At 71.5% G+C, this 15,229-nt stretch carries 12 protein-coding genes; 4 read left to right on the top strand and 8 right to left on the bottom strand.

The window, feature by feature from the left end; translation table 11 throughout:
• Positions 1-124: 124 nt before the first annotated feature.
• Both OG912_RS02425 and OG912_RS02430 read left to right on the top strand, forming a co-directional pair.
• The gene (locus OG912_RS02425) at positions 125-1,108 is read left to right on the top strand and encodes a carboxymuconolactone decarboxylase family protein (RefSeq protein WP_327707934.1); all 984 of its coding nucleotides are present in this window, start codon (positions 125-127) and stop codon (positions 1,106-1,108) included.
• Entirely contained in the window at positions 1,105-1,911 is an 807-nt protein-coding gene (locus OG912_RS02430; protein WP_327707935.1) for a class I SAM-dependent methyltransferase, read from the top strand. Before OG912_RS02425 ends, OG912_RS02430 begins: the two co-directional genes overlap by 4 nt.
• Here OG912_RS02430 and OG912_RS02435 read toward each other — a convergent pair.
• Positions 1,908-3,359 (bottom strand): amidase, encoded by a 1,452-nt coding sequence (locus OG912_RS02435; protein WP_327707936.1) that lies wholly within the window; start codon positions 3,357-3,359, stop codon positions 1,908-1,910. The genes OG912_RS02430 and OG912_RS02435 overlap by 4 nt on opposite strands.
• Before the next feature lie 161 nt (positions 3,360-3,520).
• Positions 3,521-3,883, bottom strand: coding sequence for a hypothetical protein (locus OG912_RS02440; protein ID WP_327707937.1), 363 nt, complete (start codon positions 3,881-3,883; stop codon positions 3,521-3,523).
• 199 nt (positions 3,884-4,082) lie between these two features.
• Here OG912_RS02440 and OG912_RS02445 point away from each other — a divergent pair, with 199 nt between their 5' ends.
• Positions 4,083-4,856 (top strand): hypothetical protein, encoded by a 774-nt coding sequence (locus OG912_RS02445; protein WP_327707938.1) that lies wholly within the window; start codon positions 4,083-4,085, stop codon positions 4,854-4,856.
• Here OG912_RS02445 and OG912_RS02450 read toward each other — a convergent pair.
• From OG912_RS02450 to OG912_RS02460, 3 genes are all read right to left on the bottom strand, one after another.
• Positions 4,819-6,369 (bottom strand): NCS1 family nucleobase:cation symporter-1, encoded by a 1,551-nt coding sequence (locus OG912_RS02450; RefSeq protein ID WP_327707939.1) that lies wholly within the window; start codon positions 6,367-6,369, stop codon positions 4,819-4,821. The genes OG912_RS02445 and OG912_RS02450 overlap by 38 nt on opposite strands.
• An 82-nt stretch (positions 6,370-6,451) precedes the next feature.
• Complete coding sequence (locus tag OG912_RS02455) at positions 6,452-7,453, bottom strand: TIGR03842 family LLM class F420-dependent oxidoreductase (RefSeq protein ID WP_326739955.1); 1,002 nt, start codon at positions 7,451-7,453, stop codon at positions 6,452-6,454.
• Positions 7,454-7,819: 366 nt separating this feature from the next.
• Complete coding sequence (locus tag OG912_RS02460; protein WP_327707940.1) at positions 7,820-8,839, bottom strand: DUF389 domain-containing protein; 1,020 nt, start codon at positions 8,837-8,839, stop codon at positions 7,820-7,822.
• Positions 8,840-9,071: 232 nt separating this feature from the next.
• Between OG912_RS02460 and OG912_RS02465 the strand changes: the two genes are divergently transcribed.
• Entirely contained in the window at positions 9,072-10,964 is a 1,893-nt protein-coding gene (locus OG912_RS02465; RefSeq protein ID WP_327707941.1) for an alkyl/aryl-sulfatase, read from the top strand.
• Positions 10,965-11,039: 75 nt separating this feature from the next.
• Here OG912_RS02465 and OG912_RS02470 read toward each other — a convergent pair whose 3' ends face one another.
• The 3 genes from OG912_RS02470 to OG912_RS02480 form a co-directional block, all read right to left on the bottom strand.
• The gene (locus tag OG912_RS02470; protein ID WP_327707942.1) at positions 11,040-12,752 is read right to left on the bottom strand and encodes an aldehyde dehydrogenase family protein; all 1,713 of its coding nucleotides are present in this window, start codon (positions 12,750-12,752) and stop codon (positions 11,040-11,042) included.
• Between the two features lie 73 nt (positions 12,753-12,825).
• The gene (locus tag OG912_RS02475; RefSeq protein ID WP_327707943.1) at positions 12,826-14,121 is read right to left on the bottom strand and encodes an MFS transporter; all 1,296 of its coding nucleotides are present in this window, start codon (positions 14,119-14,121) and stop codon (positions 12,826-12,828) included.
• 92 nt (positions 14,122-14,213) lie between these two features.
• Positions 14,214-15,143: a TauD/TfdA dioxygenase family protein gene (locus OG912_RS02480; RefSeq protein WP_327707944.1), complete on the bottom strand. Its 930-nt coding sequence runs from the start codon at positions 15,141-15,143 to the stop codon at positions 14,214-14,216.
• Between the last annotated feature and the right edge of the window lie 86 nt (positions 15,144-15,229).

The raw sequence follows: 15,229 nt of genomic DNA on the forward strand, positions 1-15,229 counted from the left end.
GGGACCGGCCGGGCACTACTCCCCCGGCAGTAGTGCCCGGGCGGTCCCGGCCGGGCGGGATCAGCGCCGATTGCCTCCGGCGGTACGACGACCCGGCCCCCGTCCGCGGGCGAGCATCGGAACCATGACCGGACCTTTCCGCTACACCTCACCCGCACCTTTGAAGTCGGCGACCGGAGTGGTCGCCGACGTGTACGCCCAGATCTCCACCGACTTCGGGATCGAGCGCGCCCCGACCTTCGTGGTGCTGTCCGCGTCCCCTCCACTCCTCACCGCGACCTGGGCGCTGGCGCGCGAGTCGCTGCTGGCCGGGCAGGTGTCCCGTACGGACAAGGAGGTGGTGGCGGCCGGGGTGTCGCTCGCCAACCGCTGTCCGTTCTGCGTGGACGCGCACACCGTGCTGCTGCACGCCACCGGCGACCACCGGCTGGCGGAGACGATCGCCCGCGGCGAGCAGCCGGCGGACCCCGCCCATCGCGCTCTGCTGGCCTGGGGCAAGGACATGAGCACACCGCAGCCGTTCCCGTCGGGCGCCGCACCCGAGCACATCGGGACCGCACTCGCCTTCCACTTCATCAACCGGATCGTCTCCTCGCTGCTGACCGAGACCATGCTGCCCCGCGGTCTCCAGCGGATCCGTGCCGTACGGAGTGCGGCGGGCCGCTCCCTTGCCCGGACCGTGCGCCGCGAGCTGGTGACGGGTCTGAGCCTGCCGCTGCTCGCAACGGAGGGCGAGGCGCCCGCCTGGGCGGCGGGTACCGCCGTCGGCACGGCGTACGGTGCGCTGCGCACCGCGGCGGAGCTGGGTGCCGGGCTGCTGAGCGACGAGGACGCGGCGCTCGTACGGGAGTCGGTGGCTGCCTGGGACGGCGTCACCCCGCTCCCCCTGCACGGAGCCGGTCTGCCGGACCGGGCCGAACGGCCGGGCGCCCGGCTGGCGCTGCTCGCGGCGCGCGCACCGTACCGGATCACGGACGAGGACGTGGCCGCCTGGCTCGCGCCGCCGTTCACCGATCACTGCCTGGTTCATCTGATCGCGTTCGGCGCTATCTGCGCCATGGGGCGCGTCGAGGCCGCACTCACCATGGAATCGAAGGAGCACGCGTGACAGTCGCCGAGGCCTGGAACGGACTGCTCGGGCAGCACTGGGCCGCCCACCCGGACCGCTACAACGCCATGCTGGACGGGTTCGACCGCCCGCTGTTCGACGCGGCGGCGATCGGCCCCGGGGACCGGGTGGTGGACATCGGCTGCGGCAGCGGGCTCACCACCAGGATGGCAGCGCACCGGGCGCCGGGCGGCCGGGTCACCGGGGTCGACATCTCGGAGCCGCTCGTCGGACGGGCCCGCGCGCTCACCGACGGCGCACAGTTCCCCCATGTCACCTACCGGTTGGGCGACGCGCAGACCTGCGCGTTCGAGCCCGGCGGATACGACCTGGCCATCAGCCGGGGCGGGGTGATGTTCTTCGCCGACCCCGTCGCAGCGTTCACCAACATCGCGGGAGCGCTGCGGCCGGGCGGCCGCCTGGTGTTCCTCTGCCCGCAGCCCGCGCAGCCGGACGGGGAGGAGCGCAAGGCGCTGGGACTGCTGGCCTCGCTGCTGGGGCGGGATCACACCACCGAGAACGCGGTGGCCACGGCGATGGCCTCGCTCTCGGAGCCCGAACGCATCCACGAGGTCCTGGGCGCGGCGGGGTTCACGGACATCGAGGTGACGGGCGTGAGCGCCGACACCTGCTGGGGGAAGGACGCGGCGGACGCGGTCGAGTTCTTCGTCTCCCGCACCCCCGGCCTCGCCGTCTCCGATGCCACACGGGCCGCGATGACCGACGCCCTGCTGCCCCATGAGTCGCCGCGCGGTGTGCTGCTGCGGGCGGGCGTCTGGGTGGTGACCGCACACACTCCCTAGGACGCGGCCGGCGGGCGGTGCTCGTACCACCGCCGGTCGGCCTCCAGTTGGGCGGCCAGCGAGATGAGCCGTTCCTCGCTGCGGGAGGGGCCGAGCAGTTGGGCCCCGACGGGGAGGCCGTCGGGGGTGAAGCCTGCGGGAACGTTGATGCCGGGCCAGCCCAGGACGTTCCACGGCCAGGCGTACGGGCACGCCTCGGCGATCGCGACATCGGTGCGCCAGGCGCTCAGTCCGTCGAACCTGCCGATACGGGGAGGCGGCAGGGCGGTCGTCGGGGTGAGCAGCACATCGAATCCCGATCCGGCCTTCCCGCGGGAGGGGTGGAACAGGGCGCCGATCCGCCGGTGCTGGCGCACCTCCCGCCCCCTCGCGGCCCGCACCACCCGGCCGCCGAGCCGGGTGCCCGTGCGCAGGGCGCTGCGGGTGCGGGGGTCCAGGAATGCGGGTTCGGGGTGCAGGGCCGCGAGTTCGGCGATTCCGGCGGTGGCACGGGGCACGAAGCCGAGGCCGATCAGCCCGTAGCGGGGCCGTGCCTCCTCGACGTGGTGGCCGAGCCGGGCCAGCGCCTCGGCGAGTTCGGTGACGGCGCGGCGCACGTCGGGGTGGGGAGCCGTGCCGGTGAGGGTGAGCGGGGGGCGCCAGGCGAGGGCGATGCGCAGCCGGCCGGGGTCGCGGCGGGCGGCGGCGGAGGCGTCGACGGGCGGCGGGCGGTGCGGGTCGTCCGGGTGCGCGCCCGCGACGGCGTCCAGCAGGAGGGCGGCATCGGCGACGGTCCTGGCCAGCGGGCCGTTGACGGTGAGCCCCTGGAAGGCGTCGCTCTGGGGGTGCACGGAGATCCGGCCGCGCTGCGGTTTGATGCCGACGAGGTGCGTCCAGGCGGCGGGGATGCGGACGGACCCGGCACCGTCGGAGCCGAGCGCGGCGGGCACCAGTCCGGCGGCGACGGCGGCCGCCGAACCGCCGGAGGAACCGCCCGGGGTGTGGTCGGTGTTCCACGGATTGCGGGTGGCGCCGAAGGCGGATCCTTCGGTGAACGGCCACTGTCCCAGTTCGCAGGAGTTGGTCTTCCCGACGATGACGGCCCCGGCGGCGCGCAGCCGGCGTACGGACTCGCTGTCGGCGGTCGCGGCGGGCAGCTCCCCCGCGCAGCCGAAGTGGGTGGGCATCCCGGCGACGTCGGTGTCGTCCTTGACCGCGACGGGCACCCCGAGCAACGGCAGCCGCTCTCCGGCGGCGAGCCGGCGGTCGGCCTCGGCGGCTTCGGCGAGTGCGGCGGTCGCGCGCAGCTGCCGGAAGGCGTTGAGGGTGCCCTGGCTCGCCTCGATCCGGGCGAGGGCCTCGGTGACCAGCCGGGTGGAGGTGGTACGGCCGTCCGCGAGGGCCTGCGCGCTGTCGGCGAGCCCGCCCGGGGCCTCGACGTCCGTTCCGGTGGATTGTGCTGAGGACATGGACTGCCCGCCTCCCTCGTACCGTCAGGTGCGTACACCTGTCCGCCCGAACGAACTTACTGGAGGGTAACGAGTCGTGGGCGATCCCTCAACCGTTCGCCCGGGCCCTTCGGTGCCGCCCGCGGGAGGTGCACCGTCCAAGCGCCCGGGCGGCGCCTGCCCTACGGCTGGACCGTGATCTCGCCGATTCCGGTGCCCAGTCCGGCGCAGTGCGCGGTCGACTGGCCGGACTGTCCCGGGTTCAGCGTGACGTGCTCACCGTCCGCGTCCGGGGACCAGCCGCAGACCAGGTGCACCCAGAAGGTCTGCGTCGCGGAGCCGTTGTTCCGGCACAGCGCGTAGCCGGTGTAGTCGTCGATGGCGTGCTTGCCCGTCTCGCAGGACAGCCCCGGCGGCGTCGCGGTCGGGGCGGCGGCCGAGGCCGCTGTCGCGAGGCCGGTGGACACGGCGAGTGCCGCGGTCACCCCTGCGACGGCGGCGCCCCGCACTACGGCCCCGGACAGGCTTCGCATGGACTTCTTCATGTTTTCCTCTCGGTCGTGACGCACTCGGTGCCGTGGCAACCGTCCCCCGGTCCGCATAACCGAAAACACCACAAAACGTTACGCTGTGTACGCACCCGGGGGTGCCGCTCCACCGGGCGACCGCACCTCCCCCGGCGTACGCTCGAAAGATCGGACCGCAGACCCGGACAGCCCCGCCACGACCCTTCGAGGAGGCGACGTGACCGGTCCACACCTCGGCACACGCCCGGCCGCATGGACTGCGGCGCTTGTACTCTCCGTCACCGGCAGCGGCCTCATCGGCAGCGGCGTGGCACACGCGGAGGACATCGACCACCTCACCGCCCAGCAGATCGCCGACCGCTCCCGTGACGCGCTGCTCGGCGCGGAATCCGTGCACCTGAGCACCAGGGGGGACCTCGGCAAGGGCAGCACCCCCATGTCCCTGGAGCTCACCCTGGACCGCGCCGGCAACTGCAACGGCTCGGTGGACCTCGGCGACAGCCAGGGCTCGGCGCTGATCGTGAAGCGGGGCGACGACATCTGGATCAAGCCGGACGCGGACTTCTGGAAGAACCAGGTCCCCAACGGCGGTTCCGCCTTCGCCGCGATCGTGGGCGACCGCTACATGAGGGGTTCGGCCGACGACCCCCGGCTGAGCGCCGTGACCAGGACCTGCGACCTCAACACCTTCCAGAAGCTGGTCAGCGACAACGCGAACAACAACACCGGAACGCTCAACAAGGGCGCGAAGACCACGCTCGGCGACGCGTCCGTCATTCCGCTGACCAGAATGCGGGACGGCACGACCCTGACGCTGGACGTGGCGGCCACCGGCAAGCCCTATCCCCTGCGGCTCACCATCCAGGGCAACGGCGCCGACGCGGTCGTGGGCTTCTCGGCCTTCGACGAGCCGGTACCCAGGACCACGCCGCCGCCGGACGAGACCTTCGACGTCAGCGCACTGCTGGGCCGCTCGACGAGCCCGGTGTGACGCCCTCGCGTCCGGTGAGCGCCACGTACAGCACCAGCGAGGAGGCCAGGCCGACCGCCCACCCGTAGTCGGCGAGGGGCTTCATGAACGGCACCAGACCGTCCGCCGGGAACGGCCCCTTTCCGGGCTCCGAGTGCGAGCCGCCGATCGCCAGGACACCGCCGACGGCGAAGGCCGCCACGGCCCGCCAGTTCCAGCCGTTCGTGTACCAGTAGCGGCCGCCGGGCCGGTAGAGGTCGGCGAGGTCGAGCACGGTGCGCCGGACGATCCAGTAGTCGGCGATCAGGATGCCCGCCACCGTACCGAGCAGACCGCCGACGAGTCCGAGCCAGGTGAAGATGTACAGCTCGGGCGTCTCGGTGAGCTTCCACGGCATGATCACGACGCCGACCACTCCCGTGATCAGCGCTCCCGTACGGAAGTTGATGATTCTCGGAGCAAGGTTCGCCAGGTCGTACGCCGGCGAGACCACGTTCGCCGCGATGTTCACGGAGATCGTCGCGACCAGCACCGTCACCAGCGCGTACAGCAGCCCGAAGACGTTGTCGGTACGGGCGACCAGTTGCACCGGGTCCCAGATCGCCTCGCCGTACACGGCCTGCGAGCCGGAGGTGACGAGGACCGAGAGGAGCGCGAAGAGCGTCATCGTGGTGGGCAGACCGAGCGACTGGCCGCGGATCTGGGCGCGTTGGCCGGCGCCGAAGCGGGTGAAGTCGGGGATGTTCAGGGAGAGCGTGGCCCAGAAGGCGATCATGCCCATCAGGGAGGGGAAGAAGACCGGCCAGAACTCCTTGCCCCAGCCGAGCCTGGACGGCTGGTCGAGCAGCGGGCCGAGGCCGCCCGCCTTGACGGCGACCCAGACGAGCAGCACCAGGGCACCGACGATGACGAAGGGCGCGGCCCAGTTCTCGAACCGGCGCAGGGTGTCCATGCCCCGGTAGATGATGGCGAGTTCGAGGGCCCAGAACAGGATGAAGCAGAGCCAGAGCGTCCACGGCTGCCCGCCGATCTCGTCGGCGTTCGCCCAGCCGCCGAAGATCTTCCCGAGCAGGGTGAAGATGCCGACGCCGCCGATCCACGTCTGGATACCGAACCAGGCACACGCCACGGCGGCGCGGATCAGGGCGGGCAGATTGGCGCCGCGCAGCCCGAACGAGGCGCGGGCCAGCACCGGGAAGGGAATGCCGTACTTGGGCCCGGCGTGCCCGGTGAGCAGCATGGGCCCGAGCACGATCAGGTTGGCGAGCGCGATGGTGAAGACCGCCTGTTTCCAGTCCATGCCGAGGGCGACGAGGCCTGAGGCGAGCAGCCAGGACGGGATGTTGTGGGCCATGCCGACCCAGAGGGCGGCGAAGTTGTACGTGGTCCAGTTGCGCCGCTCCAGGGGGACGGGCAGCAGGTCCTCGTTGACGAACCGGCTGTCGTCGGGAGCGGCTCCGGCGGGGAGTTCGACGCGGTCCTGGGCCTCGAGTATCCGGTCCTGCGGTGGTGGTGGCGGTACGGTCGATGTCATGGCGGCTGGACCCTTCGCTCGGGGACGGTGCCGTGCGGGGCGGGGCGCGGGGGGGGTGCGTACGACCGGCGGAACGCGGCGGTCAGTCGGACAGGGCGGGGATGATCTCGGCGCCGTAGGCGTCGATGGTCGCCTCGCGGGCGTCGTGCATGTTGTAGACGGCGAACTGGTCGACGCCGAGGTCGCGCAGGGCCCGGAGCTTCTCGATGTGCGCCTCGGGCGGGCCGAGCAGGCAGAAGCGGTCGACGATCTCGTCGGGGACGAAGGTGGTGTCGGGATTCCCGGCGCGGCCGTGGTGGCTGTAGTCGTATCCGGAGCGTCCGGCGATGTAGGCGGTCAGTGCCTCGGGGACGAGCCCGGAGTGCTCGCCGTAGCGGGCGACCAGGTCGGCGACGTGGTTGCCGACCATGCCGCCGAACCAGCGGCACTGCTCGCGGGCGTGGTCGAGGTCGTCGCCCACGTAGGCGGGCGCGGCGACGCAGATGGTCACGGAGTCCGGGTCGCGTCCGGCCTCGGCCGCGGCGTCCCGTACCGCCTTGATCATCCACTCGGTGAGGAAGGGGTCGGCGAGCTGGAGGATGAAGCCGTCGGCTTTCTGCCCGGCGAGCGCCAGCGCCTTGGGTCCGTACGCGCCCATCCAGACGGGGAGCCGGCCGTCCTTGATCCAGGGGATCTGGACCGGCTGTCCGTCGACGACCGCCTCGCGTCCCTCGGCGAGATCCCGGATGACGTCGATGGCCTCGCCCAGCCGCGCCAGGGTGTTGGGACTGCGCCCGGCGACGCGCATCGCGGAGTCACCGCGGCCGATGCCGCACACCGTGCGGTTGCCGTACATGTCGTTGAGCGTGGCGAAGGTGGAGGCGGTCACCTCCCAGGTGCGGGTACCCGGGTTGGTCACCATGGGGCCGACCACGAGGCGTTCGGTGTGTTCGAGGATGCGGCTGTAGATGACGAAGGGCTCCTGCCAGAGCACCGCCGAGTCGAAGGTCCAGCCGTAGCGGAATCCGTTGCGTTCGGCGCGGCGCATCAGGCCGACGACGGCCGAGGCGGGCGGGTCCGTCTGCAGGACGAGTCCGAAGTCCATGCCGTACTCCTAGTCCAGGTACTGACAGGTGGCGCGCGGGGTATACACGCCGTGGCCGGTGCGGCCGGTGAACGTACCGATGCCGGCGTCGGCCCCGGGCGCGACGGTGCCCCTCTTCGGGTAACGGCCGGAGTACTCGAGCGCACGCCGGCAGAGGCTCCGGGACGCTGCCCTTGAGTGGCGTGCTCCGGCAGATCCTTCCACATGAGTCCGCAACGGAGCTCGTACAACGCCGCCTCGAACGCGAGTCGCGGAGGGACGATTCTGGACTGGATTCCAGGCTTTGGGAAGAGGCCCTCCACGCGCGCCTGCTGATGGTCCGTGAGCGCTTTCGACACCTCGGAGGACCGGCGACCGCCGACGGTGTCAGCTGCGCTCGGCGTCCCGCACCGTGCAGGTGTCCGTGTCCGCCGGGCACCAGTGCGTCCGCCCGCCCACGAGGTGGAGTTCGAGGTCCGCGCCCGCCATGCCGTTCCGGTCCAGGGCGGCGCGCAGCTCGGTGGGCGCGGGCTGGGGCGGGAGCCCCAGGACGCCGATGACGATGATGCCGTTGCGCGCCTCGACCGAGGCGATCTGCCACTTCCCGGTGGCGGCCCACTTCTCGGCCACGGGCCGGGCGTCGGCGGCGAGCGACCGGTCGCGCGCGACGGTCACCGTGCCGGTCGTCAGAGGCACCGCGATCAGCAGGACGACCGTGGCTACGGCCACCAGCGTCCACCCGTGGAACCGCCCTACGCTCAGACCCGACTCCTGGGCGGCCGCCCGGATCCCATAGACGAGGAAGACGACGGTGCCGGTCGCCACGATGGCGGCGACGTTGGTCCCGAACAGCAGGGCGGACTCGCTCGCGTCGTGATAGCGGCCGACCGTGATCAGCAGTCCCGTCACCGCGAGCGGCGGCACCAGCGAGATGGCGATCGCCACCCCGGGCAGGGTGTCGGAGATGTCGGCGCGCACGAGAGCGAACGCGCCGACCGTCCCCGTGGCCAGAGCGGCGAGCAGGTCGATGAGCCTCGGGCTGATCCGGGAGGACACCTGACTGTTCGAGGCGAAGGCGTCGGGCGGGGAGACGATCCAGCCGAGCAGCATGCCGATGGCCACGACCGCCAGCGCGCCGCCCAGGACCAGCAGCGCGCACCGCACGACCTGCGGCCTGTCGGCGAGGACCAGCGCCAGCGCGCTGCCGAGGATGGGCGTCATCAACGGGGCGACGATCATCGCGCCGATGACCGTCGCCGTCGAATCGCCCACCACTCCGGCGCTCGCGATGACCGAGGCCAGCACGAGCAGTCCCCAGAAGCGGGTCGAACTCGGGCTGCGCAGCGAACGTTCGATGAAGAGGGTGCTCGTCATCCTCTGGACGGCGACCGCGTCGACTGACGGCATGTCCGGTGTTCCCCTCCCGCCGACGTACACAACCAGCACAAGGACTATATGCAGATATGCACCCATTAACGCATATGCTCCGCGCGTCCCTCAGCCGGCCGTGCCGGGCTTGATGCCCCCACCGGACGGGTGATCCGTTCGGAGTACTCCCGATGGCAGCGGAGTGACCCTGCGGCAAGGCTGGCAGACAGGCGGCCGCCGGGCTGTCCAGTTTGCCGCGAGGGAGCGCATCATGACCGGGAACACACAGTCCAAATCGGCTCAGCCCGCGATCAGCCGGTCCAACGATGAAGTCCTGCGACGCTTCCCCTTCGACGACACCCAGGACATGGACGCCGCCCGCCGTGGCTTCATGGGCACCGCACCCAGTGAGATCACGACGGCCGACGGCCGGGTGGTCTGGGACCTGGAGGCCTACGGCTTCCTCACGCAGGACTGCCCGCCCACGGCCAACCCGAGTCTGTGGCGGCAGAGCCGGCTCGTCGCCGAGCACGGGCTGTTCGAGGTCGTGGAGGGCATCTACCAGATCCGCGGTTTCGACCTGTCGAACATGACGATCGTCGAGGGCGAGCGCGGCGTCCTGGTGATCGACCCGCTGATCTCCAGCGAGACCGCCGCCGCCGGCCTCGCCCTCTACCGAAGCCACCGGGGTGAACGGCCCGTGACGGGCGTGCTGTACACCCACAGCCATGTCGACCACTTCGGCGGTGTGAAGGGCGTGGTCACCGACGAGGAGGTCGCCGCCGGGGTCCCGGTGCTCGCGCCGGAGGGCTTCCTGGAGCACGCGGTCAGCGAGAACGTGTACGCGGGCACGGCGATGGCCCGCCGCGCCGCCTATATGTACGGGGCCGCTCTGCCGAAGGGCCCGCAGGGCCAGGTCGGCGCGGGTCTGGGACAGACGACGTCGACGGGTTCGGTCGGGCTCATCCCCCCGACGCTCGACATCACCCGCACGGGGCAGACCGAGACGGTCGACGGCATCCGGATGGTCTTCCAGCTCACCCCGGGCACGGAGGCCCCGTCCGAGCTCAACATCCACTTCCCCGACCACGCGGCCCTGTGCATGGCGGAGAACGCCACGCACAACCTGCACAACCTGCTGACGCTGCGGGGTGCGGAGGTCCGCGACCCCCGGGTCTGGGCCCGGTATCTCACCGAGGCGATCACCCTGTTCGGTGACGAGACGGACGTCGCGTTCGCCTCCCACCACTGGCCGACATGGGGGCGCGAGCGGGCGATGGGATTCCTCGCCGAACAGCGCGACCTGTACGCCTATCTGCACGACCAGACGCTCCGGATGATCAACCAGGGAATGACACCGCTGGAGATCGCCGAGGTGATCGAGATGCCTCCGGCGCTGGAGAAGGCCTGGCACACCCACGGCTACTACGGCTCCGTGAGCCACAACACCAAGGCCATCTACCAGCGGTACCTGGGCTGGTTCGACGGCAACCCCGCGCATCTGTGGGAGCACCCGCCCGTGGAAGCGGCGAAGCGGTACGTCGAGTTCATGGGCGGTGCGCAGGAGGTGCTGCGGCGCGCACATGAGTCGTTCGCGGCCGGCGACTTCCGCTGGGTGGCGCAGGTCGTCAACCACGTCGTCTTCGCGGACCCGGTCAATGCCGAGGCCCTCAGCCTGCAGGCGGACGCACTGGAGCAGCTCGGATACGGCAGCGAGAACGGGACCTGGCGCAACTTCTACCTCATGGGCGCGCTGGAGCTGCGCCAGGGGCCCGTCGGTACGCCGACCGTCACGTCGTCCCCCGATTTCCTCCGTGTCCTCTCGCTCGACCAGCTCTTCGACGCGCTGTCCATCCGGGTGGACGGCCCGCGCAGCTGGGACGCGGACATCACCGTGCGCTGGAACGTGAACGGCTCGGGGCCCGTCACACTGCGGCTGCACAACGGAGTCCTGACCCACACCGCGGGCAGCGGACGGGCGGTCGCCGATCCGGATGCCGAGGTCACCCTGGACGAGGCCGATCTGCGGTCCGTCCTGCTGGGGCTGCTTCCCCCGTCCGAACTCGCGGGACATGCCACGGTCACCGGCGACGCCGCGAAGATCACCGAACTGCTCGGCCACCTCAGCGCCCCGGACCCGGACTTCGCCATCGTCACGCCCTGATCCGGCTCCTGCCATCCGCCCCCGGCTGCCGGGTGAGCACCCCGGCAGCCGGGGGCGACGGCTGTCGCCGAGGGCTCAGCCGCGCAGGGCGGAGAGGAAGATGCCGGGCAGCTTCCAGACCTTCGGTGCGGCGGTGAAGCCGGTGAGCCGCCGCATGGTCGTACGCCCGGTCCGGTTGGTGACGAAGTACGGCGGGCGCGGGGACAGCGAAGGCGATCCGCCGAACAGGCCGCGCGGTGACGGTGCGAAGGGGGCCCGGAGCACGGTCTTCTCCACGTCCTCCAGCATGAACGCGTTGTGCACGAAGCCGATGCCGCTGCCGATTTCCTGACGCGTGTGCCCCGGGAACGCTCCCCACGGGGTGTACCCGAGGAGGAAGCCGAACGCCGACCAGCAGTTGACCCCGAGGGTGCCGTAACGCAGTTCGGCGATGGCGGTGTTCACTGCGGTGCGGTGCGCGCGCTCGGTCCTGGGGTGGACCAGCAGGGTGGCGCCGAGGGTGCCCGGCAGGGTGTCGTTGGCGAAGTCGGTGGCCCTGCGCAGGAACGCGGCCGGGTCCCGGCCCTCCAGGCGCACCACTCCGAGCGCACTGGCGAACACCTCGTCGGTGAGCATCGGGTCGTCGGAACGCGTGATGTCGGACACGAGCGCCCCGCACGCCGCTCCGGCAAGGAACTCGGCGTCGGGGTGCGCCTCGACGACGTCACGCAGCCGTCCGGCCGCGCCCGGGTAGTAGTCGCCCCGGGGCGGGAGTTCGCGCAGGACCCTGCGGATCTCGTCGAGCAGCCGCTCCGTACCGTCCCAGTCGCGCGGCACCACGAGGATCTGACTGGCGACGCAGTTGTGGCCGGAGTTGTTCATCTTGCTGGTGACGATGTGCTCGGCCTGGAAGCGCAGATCGGCGTCGGTCCACGGCCCCGGGGTGACGATGCAGGGGCTGACTCCCCCGAGCTCACTGGTGAACGGCTTGTCGTTCAGGGGTGTGTCCTCGCGCCGGCGCTCTTCCGCCCGCGCGTCCGTACCCCAGACGATGGCGTCGTGCGTGCGCTCGCTCCCCGTCACATGGATGGTGTCGATGCCCTCGTGCGAGGTCAGGTGGGCCCCCTCGGCGGCGCCGCCGTCCACGAAGCGGACCCAACCGCGGTCCACGAACTCCGCGAACACCTTCTCGAAGTGCGGCCGGAGGTAGTCGTTGACCGGGTTCATCTTCGCGATGACGACCTGGTTGTCCTGGTAGAGCTTGTGCACGATGTCGAGCGGGGTGATGGCCGCCACGTTCCCGGCCCCCAGCACCAGGGCGACGGCGGCCTTCCCGGGCCGGCCCCGGTAGGCACCGGCAGCGCGGGCGAGCACCTGCTCGCGTGTGGTGCCGGGCAGGGTCCACACCTGTGCGGAGAAGCCGCTCAGCAGCAGCCGGTCCGTGCCCGTGGCCGGGAAGACGTCGACCACGGTACGGCCGTCCCGGTCGCGGACGGCCCAGGACGGGACCGGGTCGCGCCCGTCGGACAGCCTGCGCAGTACGTGAAGGTAGGCGCTCACGGTCTGGGCCAGGGCCCAGGGCGCGGTGACCCAGTCCTCGGCGGCCCAGCGCGATCCGGCTTCGTAGCCCTTGGCGCGTGCCGCGTCGGCGACCATGGCGGGGGCGCCCTCGGCGATGCGGGGCAGCAGCCGTTCCAGCAGGCCGATCCGTTCGGCCGGCCCGGTCCGGGTCCAGGTGTCCATGCCCGCGCGCAGCGCGGTGACGGCGTGGTCCAGGGGTGCGGTGTCGAGTACCGGTGCGGCGCTCACAGGAAGGCTCCTACGTATGGGGGCGGGGTGACCGGGGCGGACGGATCGTCGGCCCCGGGTGCGGCGGTGGGAGTCACCGTGCCAGCCGGGCGATGTCGCGGGCCGGGTCGATCAGAAGGAAGGACGCCGCTGCTCCGATCACGAGCAGCACGCCGGAGAGTGTGACGGCGAGGTGGTAGCCGTCGTTGCCCTGGGCGTCGACCAGTGCGCCGACGACTGCGGGTGCCGCGAGACCGGCGGCCGTGACCACCGCGTTCATCGCGCCCAGCGATCCGCCGCTCCGGCCGGCGGGGGCGAGTTCGGCGATCGTGGTCGCGGCGACCGTCGCGTAGGAGCCCCCGAGGCCGAAGCCCAGGGCCACCAGCACGGTCTTGCCCGTGGAACCGTCCACGAAGGTCTGGGCCAGCAGGCATGCGGCGCCCAGGGCGAGCAGCCAGCCGCCGACCCAGCCGCGCGCCCGGCGGCTGCCGGCCCCGCGGCGCATGAGCCGGCCGGTGATGCCGGCCTGGGCGAGCAGCGCCACGGCGCCGATCGCCCAGGGGACGACGATGAGGACGGCCGCCGTGTGCGCCGGGTGGCCGAGGGCGTTGCGCAGGTAGGACGGCAGCCAGACCAGCATCAGCGCCACCGACCAGTAGCTGGTGAAGTAGGCGAGGGTGGCCCCGATCCAGGTGCGCGTGGCAAGGATCCGTCCGTACGGAACGGGGGCCGGCGCGTCGGCGGCCGGCAACGCCCGCTTCTCCTCGGTGCGGTGGTCGCCGTCCGCGCCGAACAGCTTCCAGGCCAGGGCCCATACGAGACCGGCCCCGGCGAGCACCCACAGCGCGGCTCGCCAGCCGTGGTGCTCGATGACCCAGGACAGGCCGGGCGCGGAGACGATGACGCCGAGCGTCACGCCGAGGGTGATCAGGGCGCCGGGCAGATTACGCCGGTGGTTGGGGAACCAGGCCAGGGTCGCCTGTTGGGCGACGGGGAAGGCCGGTCCCTCCGCGGCGCCGAGGACCACGCGTGAGGTGACGAGTACGGCCAGCCCGCCGCCGATCGCCGCGGGCGCCTGGGCCACCGACCACAGCAGCGCCATCACCAGGAGCAGCAGCCTGGGCGACACCCGGTCGGCGACGAGCCCGACGACGACGGCGGAGAGCGAGAAGAGCAGGAAGAACGCGCTGTTCGCGAGGCCGAACTGGGTCGCGCTCAGATGGAGGTCGGCGCGGATTTCGTCGGCGGCCAGACCCAGCACGGACTTGTCCGCGAAGTTGACCATCATGAAGACCACGAGCAGCCCGGTCACGGTCCAGGCCTTGGCGCCGCCGCCGGGGTGATCTGTGGTCCCGGAGGACCGCTGGGACAGAGTCGGTGCCGTGTTCATGGGTCCTCCGTGAGGGGGCGGGCGGGGCAGGAGTGGCTACGGGGAGGGGCGGTCCGCGCGACGGGATGTCACGCCGCGCGGACCTCGGGCGTTCAGGACAGCGGTACTCCGGCGACGGCGATGCGCTCCATCACCCGGCGCTGCGGGTAGTAGTCGCTGATCGCGTAGTGCTGGGTGGCGATGTTGTCCCAGATCGCCACGGAGTCCTGCTCCCAGTGGAAGCGGACCTGGAACTCGGGGACACGGGCCTGGAGCACCAGTTCGTCCAGGAGTTCGCGGCTCTCGGCGTCGGACAGGCCCACGATGCGGGTGGTGAAAGGCTCGTTGACGTAGAGGAGCTTGCGGCCGCTGCGCGGGTGGCGCACCACGACCGGGTGCTCGACCGGCGGCAGGCTCTCGCGGAAGTGTGCGATCTGTTCCTCGGTCATGGTCGAACCCCAGCTGGGCACCCAGTCGTGCACGGCGGTGAGGTCCTCGATGCGTGCCTTCATCGCGTCGGAGAGGTTGTCGTACGCGGCGCCCATGTCGGCCCACATGGTGTCGCCCCCGGCGGCCGGCACCTCGACGGAGCGCAGGACCGAACCGAGCGCGGGTGCGGCCATGAAGGAGTGGTCGCTGTGCCAGATGTTCTCGTTGCCGACGGCCATCGCGTCCTTGGCGAGCCGTGACACGCCCACCGTCTCGGACTTCGGGAAGAACGGGTTGACCTCCGGCGGACCCCAGACCGCGGCCAGGTCCAGGTGGTGCTGCGGCTCCAGGCCGGTCTGCCCGCGGAAGAAGATCACCTTCCACTCGATCAGGGCCTGCCGCAGTTCCTCGGCGAGCGCCTCGTCGATCGGCCGGGACAGGTCGACACCGGTGACCTCCGCCCCGATGTGCGGGGTCAGCGGGCTGATGCCGAGGATCCGGTACTGCGGCGTCTCCGCGCCCGGTGCGAGGCGCTCCAGGGTCCGGCGGCCGTAGCGCATCAGCGGCTTGTCGAGTACGGGCTTCGGACCATCGGTGGTGGCGGTGGCAGCCATGGGTTCCTCCCACAATCGACGTTGATTACGTAACCGGCAGTATCGATATTGCGCGACGACGGGGCAAGGGGTCCGAGGAAAAAGAT

The sequence above is a fragment of the Streptomyces sp. NBC_00464 genome (assembly GCF_036013915.1).
Classification (GTDB): Bacteria; Actinomycetota; Actinomycetes; order Streptomycetales; family Streptomycetaceae; genus Streptomyces.